The organism is Actinomycetota bacterium, assembly GCA_019347575.1.
Taxonomy (GTDB): domain Bacteria; phylum Actinomycetota; class Nitriliruptoria; order Nitriliruptorales; family Nitriliruptoraceae; genus JAHWKY01.
The window spans coordinates 15,694-30,133 of sequence record JAHWKY010000019.1; the positions used below are offsets into that span (position 1 = coordinate 15,694).

At 70.1% G+C, this 14,440-nt stretch carries 12 protein-coding genes and 1 pseudogene; 1 reads left to right on the plus strand and 12 read right to left on the minus strand.

From position 1 onward, the window contains the following. Nucleotides 1-19: 19 nt before the first annotated feature. On the plus strand, nt 20-235 hold the full coding sequence (locus tag KY469_13640; GenBank protein ID MBW3664137.1) for a dodecin domain-containing protein: 216 nt from the start codon (nt 20-22) through the stop codon (nt 233-235). 88 nt (nt 236-323) lie between these two features. Here the strand turns inward: KY469_13640 and KY469_13645 are convergent, their stop codons facing one another. From KY469_13645 to KY469_13700, 12 genes and pseudogenes are all read right to left on the minus strand, one after another. Then, entirely contained in the window at nt 324-1,097 is a 774-nt protein-coding gene (locus tag KY469_13645; GenBank protein ID MBW3664138.1) for a glucose 1-dehydrogenase, read from the minus strand. Between the two features lie 69 nt (nt 1,098-1,166). Next, on the minus strand, nt 1,167-2,324 hold the full coding sequence (locus KY469_13650; protein ID MBW3664139.1) for a thiolase domain-containing protein: 1,158 nt from the start codon (nt 2,322-2,324) through the stop codon (nt 1,167-1,169). Beyond that, entirely contained in the window at nt 2,324-3,373 is a 1,050-nt protein-coding gene (locus KY469_13655; protein ID MBW3664140.1) for a thiolase domain-containing protein, read from the minus strand. The genes KY469_13650 and KY469_13655 overlap by 1 nt, the downstream gene beginning before the upstream one ends. Then, nucleotides 3,373-4,444: pseudogene (locus KY469_13660) on the minus strand (OB-fold domain-containing protein). The gene KY469_13655 and the pseudogene KY469_13660 overlap by 1 nt, the downstream one beginning before the upstream one ends. A gap of 98 nt (nt 4,445-4,542) precedes the next feature. Continuing rightward, nucleotides 4,543-6,462, minus strand: coding sequence for a cell wall-binding repeat-containing protein (locus KY469_13665; protein ID MBW3664141.1), 1,920 nt, complete (start codon nt 6,460-6,462; stop codon nt 4,543-4,545). Between the two features lie 121 nt (nt 6,463-6,583). Continuing rightward, nucleotides 6,584-8,158, minus strand: a complete 1,575-nt coding sequence (locus KY469_13670; GenBank protein ID MBW3664142.1) for an acyl-CoA synthetase — start codon at nt 8,156-8,158, stop codon at nt 6,584-6,586. 96 nt (nt 8,159-8,254) lie between these two features. Further along, entirely contained in the window at nt 8,255-9,253 is a 999-nt protein-coding gene (locus KY469_13675; protein ID MBW3664143.1) for a hypothetical protein, read from the minus strand. A gap of 163 nt (nt 9,254-9,416) precedes the next feature. Continuing rightward, entirely contained in the window at nt 9,417-10,628 is a 1,212-nt protein-coding gene (locus KY469_13680) for a cytochrome P450 (protein MBW3664144.1), read from the minus strand. Nucleotide 10,629: 1 nt separating this feature from the next. Then, nucleotides 10,630-11,751 (minus strand): nitronate monooxygenase, encoded by a 1,122-nt coding sequence (locus KY469_13685; GenBank protein ID MBW3664145.1) that lies wholly within the window; start codon nt 11,749-11,751, stop codon nt 10,630-10,632. 49 nt (nt 11,752-11,800) lie between these two features. Further along, nucleotides 11,801-12,970, minus strand: coding sequence for a lipid-transfer protein (locus tag KY469_13690; GenBank protein MBW3664146.1), 1,170 nt, complete (start codon nt 12,968-12,970; stop codon nt 11,801-11,803). Further along, a complete protein-coding gene (locus tag KY469_13695) occupies nt 12,967-13,419 on the minus strand; it encodes a hypothetical protein (GenBank protein MBW3664147.1) in 453 nt (150 codons plus the stop codon). Before KY469_13695 ends, KY469_13690 begins: the two co-directional genes overlap by 4 nt. Continuing rightward, nucleotides 13,416-14,393, minus strand: a complete 978-nt coding sequence (locus KY469_13700) for an OB-fold domain-containing protein (GenBank protein ID MBW3664148.1) — start codon at nt 14,391-14,393, stop codon at nt 13,416-13,418. Before KY469_13700 ends, KY469_13695 begins: the two co-directional genes overlap by 4 nt. Nucleotides 14,394-14,440 lie beyond the last annotated feature (47 nt).

The following is a 14,440-nucleotide window of genomic DNA, read 5'->3' on the forward strand; positions in this document are numbered from 1 at the left end:
AACCACACGGAGTGCCACAATGGCGGAGAGCGTCTACAAGGTCATCGAGCTCGTCGGGACCAGCACCGAGTCCTGGGAGAAGGCTGCCGCGGCCGCGGTGGCTCGCGCGAACGAATCGCTGCGTGACCTTCGCGTCGCCGAGGTGACCGAGCTCGACATGACGCTCGAGAACGGCGTGGTGAAGGCCTACCGCGCCAAGGTCAACGTCTCGTTCAAGTACGAGGGTGGCGAGTAGCGCGCGACGCCGGCGGCGCGGACCGGCGCGTAGCGCCGGGAGCACACGCCGGATGTGAACAGGCCCCTGGCGGCGCGGACCGGCGCCCTCAGCTGCCGTGTCCGAACCCCGAGGTGCACGTCGCACCGCCGTCGAACACGAACTCCGCGCCGGTCGCGTAGCTCGACTCGTCCGAGGCGAGGAAGAGCATCAGGTTGGCTATCTCGGCGGGCTGACCCATGCGCTGCATCGGGACCATCTTCCCGATGGGCGTCAGGTCGACCTCGCCCAGGTTCTCCGACGCGCCCGCGACCATCGGGGTCTCGATCGCGCCCGGATGGATCGAGTTGACCCGGATCCCGTAGCGCGCGAACTCGAGCGCGGCCGACTTCGTCATGCCCCGCACCGCGAACTTCGACGCCGCGTAGGCGGACAGGTAGGGCATGCCACCCAGCCCTTCGACCGACGACGAGTTGATGATCGAGCCACCGCCTGCTCGCTTCATGGCGGGCAGGGCGGCCTTCATCCCGAGCCAGACGCCGAGCTGGTTGACCTCGATCACCGTCCGGTACTCGTCGGGGTCCATGTTCTCGATGGAGCCGAACCTCAGGATCCCAGCGTTGTTGACGAGCACGTCGAGCAGTGCGTAGGTCTGCTCGGCGGTGGCGACCGCCGCCTCCCAGGCGGCCAGGTCGGTCACGTCGAGCGGGGCGAACGTGCACGCGTCGCCCAACCGCTCCGCGATGCGGTGACCGTCCTTTTCGAGGACGTCCCCGATCACGACGCGGGCACCTTCCTCGATGAACCGCTCGGCTGCCGAGGCGCCGATGCCGCGCGCCCCGCCCGAGATCAGCGCGACCTTGCCTTCCAACCGGCCTGCCATCCGCTGACTCCTCACCGCCTGGTTCGTGACGTCACTTCGTCGGCTCGAGTGGACGAGGTGACGTCACGATCACGGCCTGCCGCTTCCGACCACCCACATGGCGAAGAACTGGCTGCCGCCTCCGTAGGCGTGGCCCATCGCGGTTCGCGCGCCGTCGACCTGGTGCTCACCGGCCTGGCCCCGCACCTGGAGAGCCGCCTCGAGGAACCGCAGCATCCCCGACGCGCCGATGGGGTTGGTGGACAGCACTCCCCCGGACATGTCGACCGGGAAGTCGCCGTCGAGCTGGGTCGAGCCATCCTGGACCATCTTCCAGCCCTCGTGCTCCGGCGCGATCCCGAGGTTCTCGAGCCACATCGGCTCGAACCAGCTGAACGGCACGTACATCTCGGCGCAGTCGATCTGGCTGCGGGGGTCGCTGATGCCGGCCTCGGCGTAGACCGCCTCGGCGCAGGCGCGCCCTGCCCACGGGTTGACGCGGTCACGGCCGGCACCGATGGTCGGCTCGGAACGGACCGCGGTCCCGTGCACCCAGGCGACCCCGTCGCGCCCGTCGGCGACGCGGTCGGAGGCCAGCACTATCGCGGCCGCGCCGTCGGACGAGGGGCACGTCTCGGCGTAGCGGATCGGGTCCCACAGCATCGGCGACTCGACGACCGCCTCGTAGGTGACGTCCTCCTGGTGGATGTGCGCGTAGGGGTTCTTCAACGCGTTCAAGCGGTCCTTGAGCGCGACGAGGTAGCCGGTGTTCTCGGGGGCACCGCTCTTCTTGATGTAGGCGCGCACGATGGGGCTGAAGTAGCCGCCGGCGCCGGCGAGCAGGGGCGTGGAGAACGGGATCGGGACCGACAGCGCCCACATCGCGTTGGATTCGGACTGCTTCTGGAAGGCGACCGTCAGGACGCGGTCGAACCGCCCGGCGCTCACGTGGTGGGTGGCGACGACCGCGGTCGAACCTCCGACCGACCCGGCCGTGTGTACCCGCAGCATCGGCTTGCCGGTCGCACCCAGGGCGTCGGCGAGCATGAGCTCGGGCATCATCACGCCCTCGAACATGTCCGGCGCCTTGCCGATCACGACGGCGTCGATGTCACCCCAGTCCATCTCGGCATCGGCGAGCGCGCGCTCGGCGGCCTCCCGGACGAGACCGGGGATGGAGACGTCCTTGCGTTCGGCCTTGTGGTGCGTCTGCCCGCACCCGACGACCGCGACCCTTCGCGCTCCCATCACCGCGCCTCCAGGACGCACACGAGGTTGTGCTGTAGCAGTGGGCCGGAAGTCGCGTGGGCGACCGCCCGGTTGGCTTCGCCATCGCGGATCCGCTGCGCCGCCTCGCCGATCCGGATCAGTCCTGCGGCCATCACAGGGTTGCTGACGAGCGCTCCTCCGCTGGGGTTGATCCTCGTCGCGCCGTTCAGTCCCAGCGCGCGACGCAGGATCAGCTCCTGCGAGCTGAACGGGGCGTACAGCTCGGCGACGTCAACGGGACCCTCGGCGACGCCGGCTTCCTCGGCGGCGCGCCGGGTCGACGGCGAGTCGGTGAGGTCGCGCGTGCCGATCGCGGTCGGTTCGATGCGGTGGTCGATACCGGTGATCCAGGCGGGGCGCTCGCTCAGCTCGCGGGCTCGGTCGCCGGTCGCCAGCACGACGGCTGTGCAGCCATCGGTGATCGGGGCGCAATCGTGCTTGCGCAGGGGGTCGGCGAAGACGGGGCGTTCGAGCAGTTCGTCGGCGGTGCTCTGACCTGAGCGGACGGCGTGGGGGTTGCCGACGGCATCGGTCAGGCTGCGCGCGGCCACCTCCGCGAGGTCGCGCTCGTCCACGCCGTCCTCGAGGAGCAGGCGCGCCTGCAGTGCGGCGAGGGAGACCGAGTCCGGCCACAGCGGCGTGACGGTGTAGGGATCCATCTGCAGCGCGAGCACCCGCGGCAGGTCGCCCGGTGAGGACTTGCCGAACCCGTAGACGAGCGCCGTGTCGATGTCACCGTGCTGCAGGCGCAGCCACGCCTCGTACAGGGCGAAGGCGCCGTCCTGCTCGACGTGTGACTCCGCGATCGGTGGCCACGCGCCGATCGCGTCGAGCGCGTTGACGAACGCGAACGGCTGTCCGGCGAGGTAGTCGCTCGACCCGCTGACGACGAACCCCATGTCGCCCTTGGCGAGGCCGGTGGGGGCGAGGGCCTCGTCGATGACCGGGATGAGCATCTCGATCTCGTTGCGACGCTCCTCCCGGGGCGTCGCGAACGAGCTGTAGCCGACGACAGCGACGTCGACCATCACACGAACTCGGCGTAGGAGTCGAACGGGGCGTCGGGCTCGTCCACCGGCTCGACGTGGCTGATCGACGCCATGGACGGCGTGCGTTCCTCCTCGGGCTTCCACACGGCACGGACACGCATCCCCATCCGGACCTCGTCGGGATCGATGCCCTGCAGCAACAGCTGGGCGGTCGTGTCGGAGCCGTCGAAGAGGATCTCAGCGCAGACGTAGGGCAGATCGACCGCACGGTTGGCGAAGTTGATGTTGACGATGCAGAACGTGGTGACCGTGCCGGTGTCGGCGAGCTCGACCTCCTCACCGAACAACGACCCGCACATGGAGCACGCCCCGCGGGGCGGGGCGTACACCTTGCCGCACTCGGGACAGCGCCGACCCAGCAGCTTGCCCTCGGGGATGTGGCGCAGGAACTGGCTCGGTGACTCGCCGGGGGTGTAGCGGTACTCGAGGTGGACCGGCGTGATGACCTCGGTGAGCGGCTCGGGCAGCGCGACGTCCGTCACGCCTCCCCCCTCGAGGGGGGAGGGGCCGGCGTTGCCGGCCTGGGGGGTGAGGCACGATAGGTCACGCGGCCGGCTCCTTTTTCGGCTCGTCCGAGTCACCGGTCGGCTCGAAGCAGGCGATGTCGGTGATGCGCCCCTGGGGCTCGTCGCTCCAGCGGATGCGCACGCGCTGCCCGGTTACGACCTGGTCGGGCGCAGAGACGTCCAGGGCGTGGAGCATGGTCGTGTCGGCACCGTCGAGGCGGACGAGCACCCACGCGAACGTCCGGTCCAGCGGCTGGCCCGGTCGGGGCGTGGGGTTCCACGCCCAGCTCACGACCTCACCCTCGGCGGCGACCTCGACCCACTCGTCCTCCTGTGCTACCGCTTCGGCTCGTCGCGCACCGAGCGACTCCGAGGTGAGCGGGTCGTACTCCTGGGGCGGCACCAGCACGCGCCCGTCGCGGCCGCGGATGCCGAGGATGCGGCGGTCGCGGAGCCCGGCCAGGAAGGTGCCGATCACGGGGCCGGTGGAGCGGGTGTAGTCGTACGACAGGACGTGCGGAGCCTCCAGCACCTCCTCGGTCACCCCATCCTCCGGTCTGTTCTGTGCTACCGCCTGCGGCTACTTGAGCACTCTGTTCGCGGGGCGCCGATACTAGAACACGTTCCAGTTTGCTGGCAACGTCAGGCCAGGGACCCGTCCTCGTCGACCCACAGCAGCACGCTGTCCTCGAAGTCCACCAGCAGCGCGCCCTCGTCAGGGGCGGCCGTGACCTCCCCCAGGCCCGCGACCACGAAGTCCTCGCTGTAGCCGAGGAGCTCCACCGACGTTCCCGTGGCGACGTCCACCGCGTCCACCGCGAGGCTCGACTGACGGAACGCCACCGCCCCGTCGCCGGAGAGATCGGAGCCGTAGACGGTCCCGCTCTCGGGCAACGAGCCGATCGGCTTGAACCGGTCGTCGTAGAGCGTCACCCCGTTGACGAGAACACGGTCGCCGTCGGCATCGACCGCCAGCGTGGCGATCGACATCCCCGTGGCCCTCGAGGTCACCGCGGCCGGCTCGGTCGCGGGCTCCCACAGCAGGAGCCGCCCGTCCTCCGGGACGGTCTCGCCGGCGTAGATGCGGGAGCGGTCGCGGCTGCGTTCGATGATCGTGTCCGGCGCGACCTCGGCGAGCTCGTCGAGGTCTCCGGTCGCGAGGTCGACGATGTAGAGGTGCGATGGTGCGGCGCCAGGGGCGTCGTAGCGCGTACTCACGAGCGCACGACCGTCGTCGGTCACCGCGATCCGTGCGAGGTGCTGCTCGCCCAGTCCGAGGTCCATCGTGCGCACGACCTCGCCGGCGTCGGGATCGACCACGCTGATGACGTCCGTCGTCCGATCCGTGACGAAGAGCGTGCCGTCCGGTGCGACGTCGACATCCCACGGCTCACTCCCGACCGGGATGGAACCGCGCCTGATCCCGGTCCGCGCATCGATGACCTCCAGGCGACCGCGCCCGGCGTTGGCGACGTAGGCGACGTCGTCATCGGTGATGACCGCGTCACCGAGCAGCGCGTCGTCCGGCAGCTGCACACGCGTGGGGATCTCGCTCGGTGCCGGAGGACACGCGGTCGGGTCGGCGACGTAAGCGCCGGACTCGAGCTGTGCGGCGACGTCGTCGCGCACGGCTGCCGGACCGCCAAGGACGAAGATCTCGCCGGGCTGGAGACGGGCGAGCTCGCAACCGACCTCGACGGGGATGGCGTCGGGGCGGACGAGCAGGAGCGGCTCGGCGTGGAGGCCGGCGAATGCGGCCCCCGCCAGCGCGTCGGGGAAGTCCGTGCCCGTGGCGACGAACGCCGAGTTGGAGAACGAGTGGAGCGAGCGGCTGACGGCGGCGCTGGTGCCGTAGCGGTCGGCTCCCGCGATGCGACGTACCGTCACGCCCATCGCGGCGAGCTCGCTCACGATGGCGGGGTCGATCGCGTCGGGACCTCCGATGACCTCGACGGACGTGGCGCCGAGCCGTTCGATCTCGGCCCGCGTCGATCCCGGCAGCGACTGCCGTCTCGTCAACAGCAGCGGCTCACCGAACGCACCGGCGAGCGCCGAGGCGGACAGCGCATCGGCGAAGCCCTCGCCCGTGGTGAGGAACGCCGTCTCCGCCCCTTCTTCGAAGACGAGCTCGGAGAGGAAAGCGGCGGTCTCGTACCGGTCCGCTCCACCGACCGGCAGCGCCCCGTCGGTGGCGAAGTCCTCGAGCGCATCGACCACGTCGTCCCGCACCGCTGCTGGCCCCCCGACGACGAGGATGAACTCCGGCTGGAGACGGCGCAGCTCCCGCACCGTCGCTCCGGGGATCACCTTGTGGCGCACCAGCAGCACCGGCCCGAGGCCCGCCGCGACGGGGCCGGCTGCCAGCGCATCGGGGAAGCTCTCTCCGGTCGTGACGAAGGCGAACTCGGCCCCGTCGGGCCAGCTGGCCTCGCTGATCGCTGCCGCGGTCTCGTAGCGGTCGTCACCCCAGAGACGGGCGACCGGCGCCGCTTCGGCCGTCACCGGTACGAGCAGGGTGGCGATGACCGCCGCGACGATCAGGATCCGTCCCCGTGTGCCCACTGCGTCCCTCCGTTGCCGGCGAAGGTCAACGTAGGCGAGCGAGAGCCCTCCCCCGGGCAACACCCGCCTCCCTATCCGTCCGGGAACGGCGCCGGTCGACCTCGTTGGACCCGGCCCCCCGTCACACGAGAGCGCTGTCGCGGCCCTCCCAGTACGGGGCGCGGAGCTCGCGCTTGAGGAGCTTGCCGGTGGCGGTGCGCGGGAGCTCGGCGTGGAAGTCGATGGTGCGTGGGACCTTGTAGCCCCCGAGGTGGTCGCGGCAGTAGGCGATCAGCTCCTCGGCGAGGTCGTCACTCACCGCGTCGGGATCGACGAGCTGCACGGCAGCCTTAACCTCCTCGCCCCAGTCATCGTTGGGGACGCCGAACACGGCGCAGTCGAGGACGGCCTCGTGCTGGAGGAGCTGGGACTCGATCTCGGCTGGGTAGATGTTGACGCCGCCGGAGATGATCATGTCGACCTTACGGTCACGCAGGAACAGGAAGCCGTCCTCGTCGAGCTCACCCACGTCCCCGACGGTGAAGAAGCCCTGCTCGTTCCAGGTCCGCTTGGTCTTGTCCTCGTCGCCGTGGTACTCGAAGGTGCGGTCGCCCATCTTCATCCAGACCGTGCCGATCTCGCCGGCGGGCAGCTCGTTGCCGTCATCGTCGAGGATCTTGATCTCGCTGATCGGCCAGGCGTTGCCGACCGTGCCGGGCTTGCGTAACCAGTCCTCGGGGGTCGCGAGCGTTCCGCCTCCCTCGGTCGCCGCGTAGTACTCGTAGACCACCGGGCCCCACCACTCGAGCATCGCGTGCTTGGTCGGGACGGGGCACGGGGCGGCGCTGTGGATGACGTGGGTGAGGCTGGACACGTCGTAGCGCCTGCGCTCGTCCTCCGGCAGCTTCAGCATCCGGTTGAACATCGTCGGCACCATGTGGCTGGTCGTGACGCGATAGCGCTCGATGCGCTCGAGCGTCCCCTCCGGGGTCCACTTGTCCATGAGCACGACCGTGTGGCCGAACTGCAACGCGGCGAGGACGAACTGCATAACGGCGGTGTGGTACAGCGGGGCGACCGCGAGGTGGACGTGGTCCTCGCCGGGCTGGATGCCGAACAGGTAGTTGAGGAAGCCGGACAGGCTCGCCTGGGTGTCCGCGTCGACCTCGGGGAGCGGCCGCTCGACCCCCTTCGGACGCCCCGTGGTCCCCGAGGTGTAGTTCATGAACCCGCCCGCCGTGCGGTCGTCGGGCGCCGTGTCGGGGTGCCCGTCGCGGAACGTGAGCCAGTCCCGGTACCCCTCCAGCGCCCCGACGCTGAAGCGCGCCTCGGCCGGAAGCGTGGGGACGTCGTCGGTGACCGCGGTGACCGCGTCCTCGAAGCGGCTGTGCGCCACGAACGCCCTCGCCCCGCTGTCCTCGACGATGTAGGCCACCTCGTCGCCGGCGAGGTGCCAGTTGATCGGCACGAGGTGCCACCCGGACTGCATGACCGCGAGGATCAACCCGATGGCCTCGGCGCTGTTGGGTAGCAGCATCGCCACGACGTCGCCGCGCTCGAGGCCGAGCCCGCGGAGGGCGTGGGTGATGCGGTGGACGTTGCCGAGGATCGCGCCCCGCGTGTGCTCGGTGCCGTCCGGCTCGATGACGCAGAGCGCTTCCGGCTCGAGCTGTGCCAACGCGTAGAACCCCGTCACCGGTTGCTGCTGCTCGCTCATCGCGCGTCCCCTGCTCGGCGCGGGGCGCATACTAGAACACGTTCCACTTCTGCGGGGCGCCGCTGGGGCTGAAGAGTTGAGTACGTCAGAACGCACTCAACGCTTCAGGCTCGCTCGGAGCTCGGGACAGACGCGGCAACGGCGCTGACGGCACGGCGTCGCGATCGGCGGCGGCCGCTCGGGATCGGCGCCTGCGTGTGCTGCAGCGAGCTCCTCGGCGATGCTCTCGACGTCGTTCTCGATGCGATCGCGCGTCAACCAGCTGACGTCCCAACCGCCCTTCTTCGCCTCGACCCACCGCTTCCGGTCGGTGCGGAACGCGCGCCCGCCAGCCCGCGACTGCGGGCTGTCGCACTCGTAAGCGAACCAGATCGAGGGGAACGGTAGATCGAGGTGGATGACGCGCCCGTCGCCACACAGGAACGGGAACGGCGAGGGGTACGGGGCGTGACCGAGAGACCTCACGAGCCTACGAGAGTCGAGCTCGAGCACCGAGTCGACGGTATCCGAGATCGTGGCTTCGTAGGCGCGGCGCACAGACCCCGTCCCGTTCGCGTGGCCGCAGCGCCAGAGCACGTCCTCGAGGGCACCGCGCGGCAGGTGACCTCGCTGCTGGGCGTTGATTGTCCACTCGAGCACGACCGGCCCGGGGTTCCGGCGGCCGCTGTGCAGCAGCGACCACGCGGGTACCAGCGCACGGATCCCCCGGGCCGACTGCACATCGCGCTGGAGAAGTTTGGCACTGCGGATGATGTCGTCCACGCCGACCAGGGTCGGCCGGGCGCGATCGGCCGGGACCGCAACCTGGAGCTGTGATGGTCGAGCGTCGGTGATGCCGTGCAGGTAGAGCGCGCTCTGCCCCGTGATGGCGCTGCGGTCACCAGCCGTGAGAACGGCCGCCATCGCTTCCGCCTGGAACGAACGCTCGGCGCCGGGCATCAACCAGGAACCTCGCTGGAGGCGGGTTCCTCCGTCGGCGGACATGCGGGCGCGGAAAGACCGCAGATCGATCCCCTCGTTGGCGGCTTGGCGGACGTGGACGACCTGGTGCTGCTGGGCCGCGAGGTCGTAGATGCGCTTGATCATGGCGCACACGATGCAACCTCGCGGTTGCCACGTCGAGGCCAGCGTTCGATCCGCTGGGGACAACCCGCCGGCACCCGCGACGTTGAAGCGTTGGGTACGTCTGTACGCACTCAACTCTTCAGTCTCACCGGGGGCGGGGCGGCCGGGTGGCAGGCGGGGCGGGGCGCGGGGACTAGGGGGTGAAGCGGACGGGCATGGTCTTGATGCCGTTGATGAAGTTGCTGCGCAGGCGGCGGACCTCGCCGGCGGGCTCGATGTCGGGCATGCGGTCGGCGATGACGTCGAACATGATGCGGATCTCGAGCTTCGCCAGGTGCGCCCCGAGGCAGTAGTGGGGACCGCCACCGCCGAAGCTGATGTGGGGGTTCGGGGCGCGGGCGACGTCGAAGGTGTAGGGGGCCTCGAACACGTCCTCGTCGCGGTTGCCCGACGCGTACCACAGCACGACCTTGTCACCGTCCCGGATCTCGCGGCCGCGGATGACGTCGTCGCGCATCGCGGTGCGGCGGAACTGGATGACGGGGTGTGCCCAGCGGATGATCTCGTCGGCCGCGGTGTCGAGCAGCGATGGCTCCGCCTTGAGCTTCTTCCACTCCCCCGGGTGGTCGAACAGCGCCTGCATCCCGTGGCTGATGGCGTTGCGCGTCGTCTCGTTGCCGGCCACCGCCAGCAGGATGAAGAAGAGGTCGAACTCCATCTCGCTCAGCCGGTTCCCGTCCACCTCCGCGTTCACGAGGGCGGTCACGATGTCGTCGCGCGGCTCGGCCTCACGTTGCTGGCGCAGGTTCTCGGCGTACGTGAACATCTCGGCGGCGGCGACACGAGCGTCCTCCGGCGACGTCTGGAACTCGGGGTCGTCGAAGCCGATGAGGCGGTTGCTGATCTCGAAGATGAAATCGCGTTCCTCGATCGGGGCGCCCATGAGCTCGGCGATGACCTCGAGTGGGAGCTCCGCGGACACCCAGCGCACGAAGTCGCCCTCACCTTCCTCGAGGGCGCGATCCACGATGGCGTTGGTGTAGTCGCGGATGCGCTCCTCGAGCCGGGCGATCACGCGGGGCGTGAAGCCGCTGTTGACGATGGACCGCAGGCGGGTGTGTTCCGGAGGGTCCTGGTTGACCATCATGAGCTGCAGCTCCTCGAGCTCGTTGTTCATCGTCGGCTCGCGGAAGATGGAGGTGCGCTCGAAGCTGGAGTAGATCTCGGGCCTGCGTGAGGCGTAGACGATGTCCTCGTGCTTGGTCAGTGCCCAGAACGGCACGCCCTCGTAGGGGTCCTCGTGGAGGTGGACGGGGTCCTCTCGCCGGAGCACGTCGAACATCTCGTACGGGAACGCCTCGATGTAGTTGTCGTGGTTGGCGATGTCGACTTCGTGTAGGTCCATCTCAGGCTCCTCCCACGATGCGGTGCACGCGCCCCGCCGCCTCCCGCGCCCCACTGACCAGGTCAGCCATGACCTCGACGACGGGGCGCGCTTCGTGCAGCGCCCCGACGATCTGGCCCACGGGGGTCCCCACGAGGTCGTGCCGCCCCGCCGCGCGGAAGCGAGCCAGAGCCTCGGAGGTCAGCAGGTACTGCAGCGGCATCTGCAGTGGATCAGGGTTGTCGTCCGACTCCCACGCCTCGAGCCAGGAGGTCTTGAGCTGCCGCGCGGGCTTGCCGGTCAGACCGCGCGAGCGCAGCGTGTCGCGGGAGGTCGCCTCCCACAGCAGTTTCTGCAACCCGTCGGGTAGCGCGCACTCGGTGGTCGACAGCCAGATCGAGCCGGTCCACACCCCCTGCGCCCCGAGCGCCAACGCCGCCGCGACCTGACGTCCGTCCCCCACGCCGCCCGCGGCGAGCACGGGGGCCGGGGCGACCGCGTCGACGACCTCCGGCCACAGCACCATCGAGGCGATGTCTCCCGTGTGGCCCCCGGCCTCCCAGCCCTGCGCGACGACGATGTCCACGCCCTGCTCGCGCTGCTTCAGCGCTTGATCCACCCGCCCGACGAGCGCGGCCACCTTGATGCCGGCCTCGTGGGCGCGGTCCACGACCTCCTTCGAAGGAGGTCCCAGCGCCGATGCCAGCAGCGCGGGCGAGTGCCGGAAGGCGACGTCGAGTTGAGGCTCGTGTGCCGCATCCGCCCAGCCGAGAACGCCCCGCACCTCCTCGCCGTCCTCGGGCAGCGGCGGGACGTCGTGGTCCGCGAGGAAACGCTCGACGAACGCTCGGTGCTCCTCGGGGATCAGCGCAGCGAGCTTGTCCTCGAGATCGTCGAACCCACCGGCCTCGACCTGCGCGCGGGAGACCGGCATGACGAGGTTGACGCCGTAGGGACGGCCGTCGGCCTCGGCCTCGACCACATCGAGCGCCTCGTCCAGCTCGGTCGCCTCGCCGCCGTAGCGCACCGCCCCGAGCACCCCGAACCCGCCCGCGCGGCTGATCGCTCCGGCGACCTCGGGCACGTAGCTGAACCCGAAGATCGGGTACTCGATACCCAGCTCGCGGGACAGCTCGGTCTGCATCGGATCTCCTCCGTGGTCGGTCCGGGTGGTTCGGTCCGTGGTTGGTCTGTCAACGATCGACGGCGAGGATGAGTCCGCTCGTGGGCACGCCAGTCCCGGCCGTGACCAGAACGTGCTCGACGTCCGCGACCTGGTTGACGGAGGTGCCCCACACCTGGCGGACCCCCTCCGCCACGCCGTTCATCCCGTGCAGGTACGCCTCGCCGAGCTGGCCTCCGTGCGTGTTCACCGGCAGCCGTCCACCGAGCTCGATGCCCCCGTCGGCGACGAAATCCTTGGCCTCGCCCCGCCCGCAGAACCCCAGCTCCTCGAGCTGGCGCAGCACCTCCGGGGTGAAGTGGTCGTAGATCATCGCCGTCTGGATATCGGCTGGCTCGATGCCGGCCTGACGCCACAGCTGCTCGCCGACCAGGTGCATCTCCGGCAGCCTCGTGATGTCGCCGTGGTAGTAGCTGGTCATCTGCTGCTGGTGGTCGGCCGACCCCTGGGCGGCCGCGGCGACGACGGCCGGAGGCCGGCGCAACGATCGCGCACGCTCGAGCGAGGTAACGACGATCGCCTGTGCCCCGTCGGTCTCCTGGCAGCAGTCGAGCAGGCGCAACGGTTCGACGACCCAGCGCGAGGCTTGGTGCTCGTCGAGGGTGATGGGGCGCTCGAAGAAGTAGGCCGCCGGGTTGGTGGCGGCGTGCTTGCGCATCGCCACGGCCACGCGGCCGAGATCCTGGCTCGTGGTACCGGAGTCGTGGAGGTAGCGCTGCGCCGCCATCGCGACCCAGGCGGCAGGGGTCATGAACCCGAAGGGCGTGTACCAGCCCCACTCGGCCTCCTCGGCGTTCTCGGACCACTCGCTGCGGCCCCGCCCGTAGCGCCGCCCGGAGCGCTCGTTGAAGGCGCGGTAGCACACGACCACCTCGGCCATGCCGGTCGTGACCGCCATGGCGGCCTGCTGGATCGTGGCGCAGGCCGCCCCGCCGCCGTAGTGGACGCGGCTGAAGTAGGTCAGGGCGCCGATCCCGACCGCCTCGGCGACCTGGATCTCGGGGTTGTCCTCGAGCTTGTAGGTCACGAGCCCGTCGACCTCGAAGGGCTGCAGGCCCGCGTCCTCGATGGCGGCACGCACCGCCTCGGCCGCGAGCTGAAGCGGCGACCGCCCCGAGTCCTTCGAGAACTCGGTGGCGCCGATGCCGGCGATCGCGGTGGTCCGGGAGAAGTCGCTCACGTCGACGCCTGGGTGCTCGAGAAGCGAAGCGGTAGCACAGCCTCAGGCAGCTCGACCCGGACCCTGCCGGTGACGTGGTTGCCGGTGGCGTTGCGCCCCGTGACCGCGACGGTCACCATCGTCCCCTCGATCGCGGTCACCTCGCCGCTGAACTTCAGCGTGGCGCCGGCGACGTGTGGGACGCCGAGGCGGATCGCTGTGCCCTTGGCGATCGCCTGTGGTCCGGCCCAGTCGGTGACGTACTTCACGCACAGACCGTTGGTCGTCAGGATGTTCAGGAAGACGTCCGGCAGACCACTGGCCTGCGCGACCTCGGGGTCGTGGTGGACCGGTTCGAAGTCGCGGGTCGCGATCGCGGTCGTCACGACGAAGCTGCGCGAGGTCACCAGCTCGACCACGGGGAGCACCGCCCCGACGGTGACGTCATCGATCGTGAGGGAGTCGCTCATGCGTCGTCCTCCTGACCCAGCGCGGGCGCGAACAGGGGGAGGATGTAGTCGGGCTCGACCTCGCGCCAGGTCAGCTCCACCGCCATGCCGATGGTCACCTCGGCGGGGTCGATGTCGACGATCTCGGACACGAACCGCACGCCCTCGTCGAGGTCGATCACCGCGACCGCGAACGGTGGATCGGTGCCGGGTAGGGGCGGGTGGTGGTGAACGACGTAGCTGTGGATGGTGCCGCGCCCCGCGCTGGTCACCGTGTCCCGCTCGGTGGCGCCACACGCCCCGCACATCGGTCGGGGCGGGTGGCGCAACGTCCCGCACGCGGCGCAGCGCTGGATGCGCAGCTCGCGCGCTTCGACCCCCTCCCAGAAGAACGCGTTGTCGCGGTTGATCGGCGGCCGGGGTCGGCGGGGCGAGCCCGGGTCGGACACGGCGCTCTGGCCCGCCTTCGGCTTCGCGGGTGGCGGGCGGAACTTCAGCAGCCGCATCCGGGCGACGCCAACGGCTTCCCCGCTGCCGAGCAACTTGTAGTCGTGCCTGACCGTGACGAAGTAGCCCTCCCCGAGCGCTGTCGTCTTGACGTCCGACAGCGACTCGATCGAGATCTCCTCGTAGAGGTGGTCGCCAGGCCGGACCTCGCGCAGGTAGTCGTGCTCGTAGTCCGTCGCGACCACGGCGGTGTACCCGGCGTCGTCGAGCACCCCGAAGACGCGGTCGCGGGCACTGCCGCTCTTGCCGGCGGAGATCTCGAGCGTCCAGCTGCCGAGCATCGCGGGCGGGGCGACGACGCCTCCGTGGCGCGACGCCGCGGCGACCTCGGGATCGGTGTACACCGGGTTGGTCTCCTCGAAAGCCCGCACCCAGTGCACGACCATCGCCTCGTTGACGGGATACGGGGCGACCTTCTCGTCGTCCGGGGGCTGTCCCACGTGCGCACGCGCCGCCTCGATGGCGGCGATCGTCGCGTCGTCGGTCACGCGGGCACCTCGCCTCGAGCTCGGACCTTCACCAGGATGGTGCCCAA

Bases quoted from the DNA above. Each gene is read 5' to 3' on its own strand.
- KY469_13670 (MBW3664142.1), bottom strand. From the start codon at position 8,158: ATGAGCGAGCAGCAGCAACCGGTGACGGGGTTCTACGCGTTGGCACAG.
- KY469_13640 (MBW3664137.1), top strand. From the start codon at position 20: ATGGCGGAGAGCGTCTACAAGGTCATCGAGCTCGTCGGGACCAGCACC.
- KY469_13680 (MBW3664144.1), bottom strand. From the start codon at position 10,628: ATGGACCTACACGAAGTCGACATCGCCAACCACGACAACTACATCGAG.
- KY469_13695 (MBW3664147.1), bottom strand. From the start codon at position 13,419: ATGAGCGACTCCCTCACGATCGATGACGTCACCGTCGGGGCGGTGCTC.
- KY469_13655 (MBW3664140.1), bottom strand. From the start codon at position 3,373: ATGGTCGACGTCGCTGTCGTCGGCTACAGCTCGTTCGCGACGCCCCGG.
- KY469_13650 (MBW3664139.1), bottom strand. From the start codon at position 2,324: ATGGGAGCGCGAAGGGTCGCGGTCGTCGGGTGCGGGCAGACGCACCAC.
- KY469_13685 (MBW3664145.1), bottom strand. From the start codon at position 11,751: ATGCAGACCGAGCTGTCCCGCGAGCTGGGTATCGAGTACCCGATCTTC.
- KY469_13645 (MBW3664138.1), bottom strand. From the start codon at position 1,097: ATGGCAGGCCGGTTGGAAGGCAAGGTCGCGCTGATCTCGGGCGGGGCG.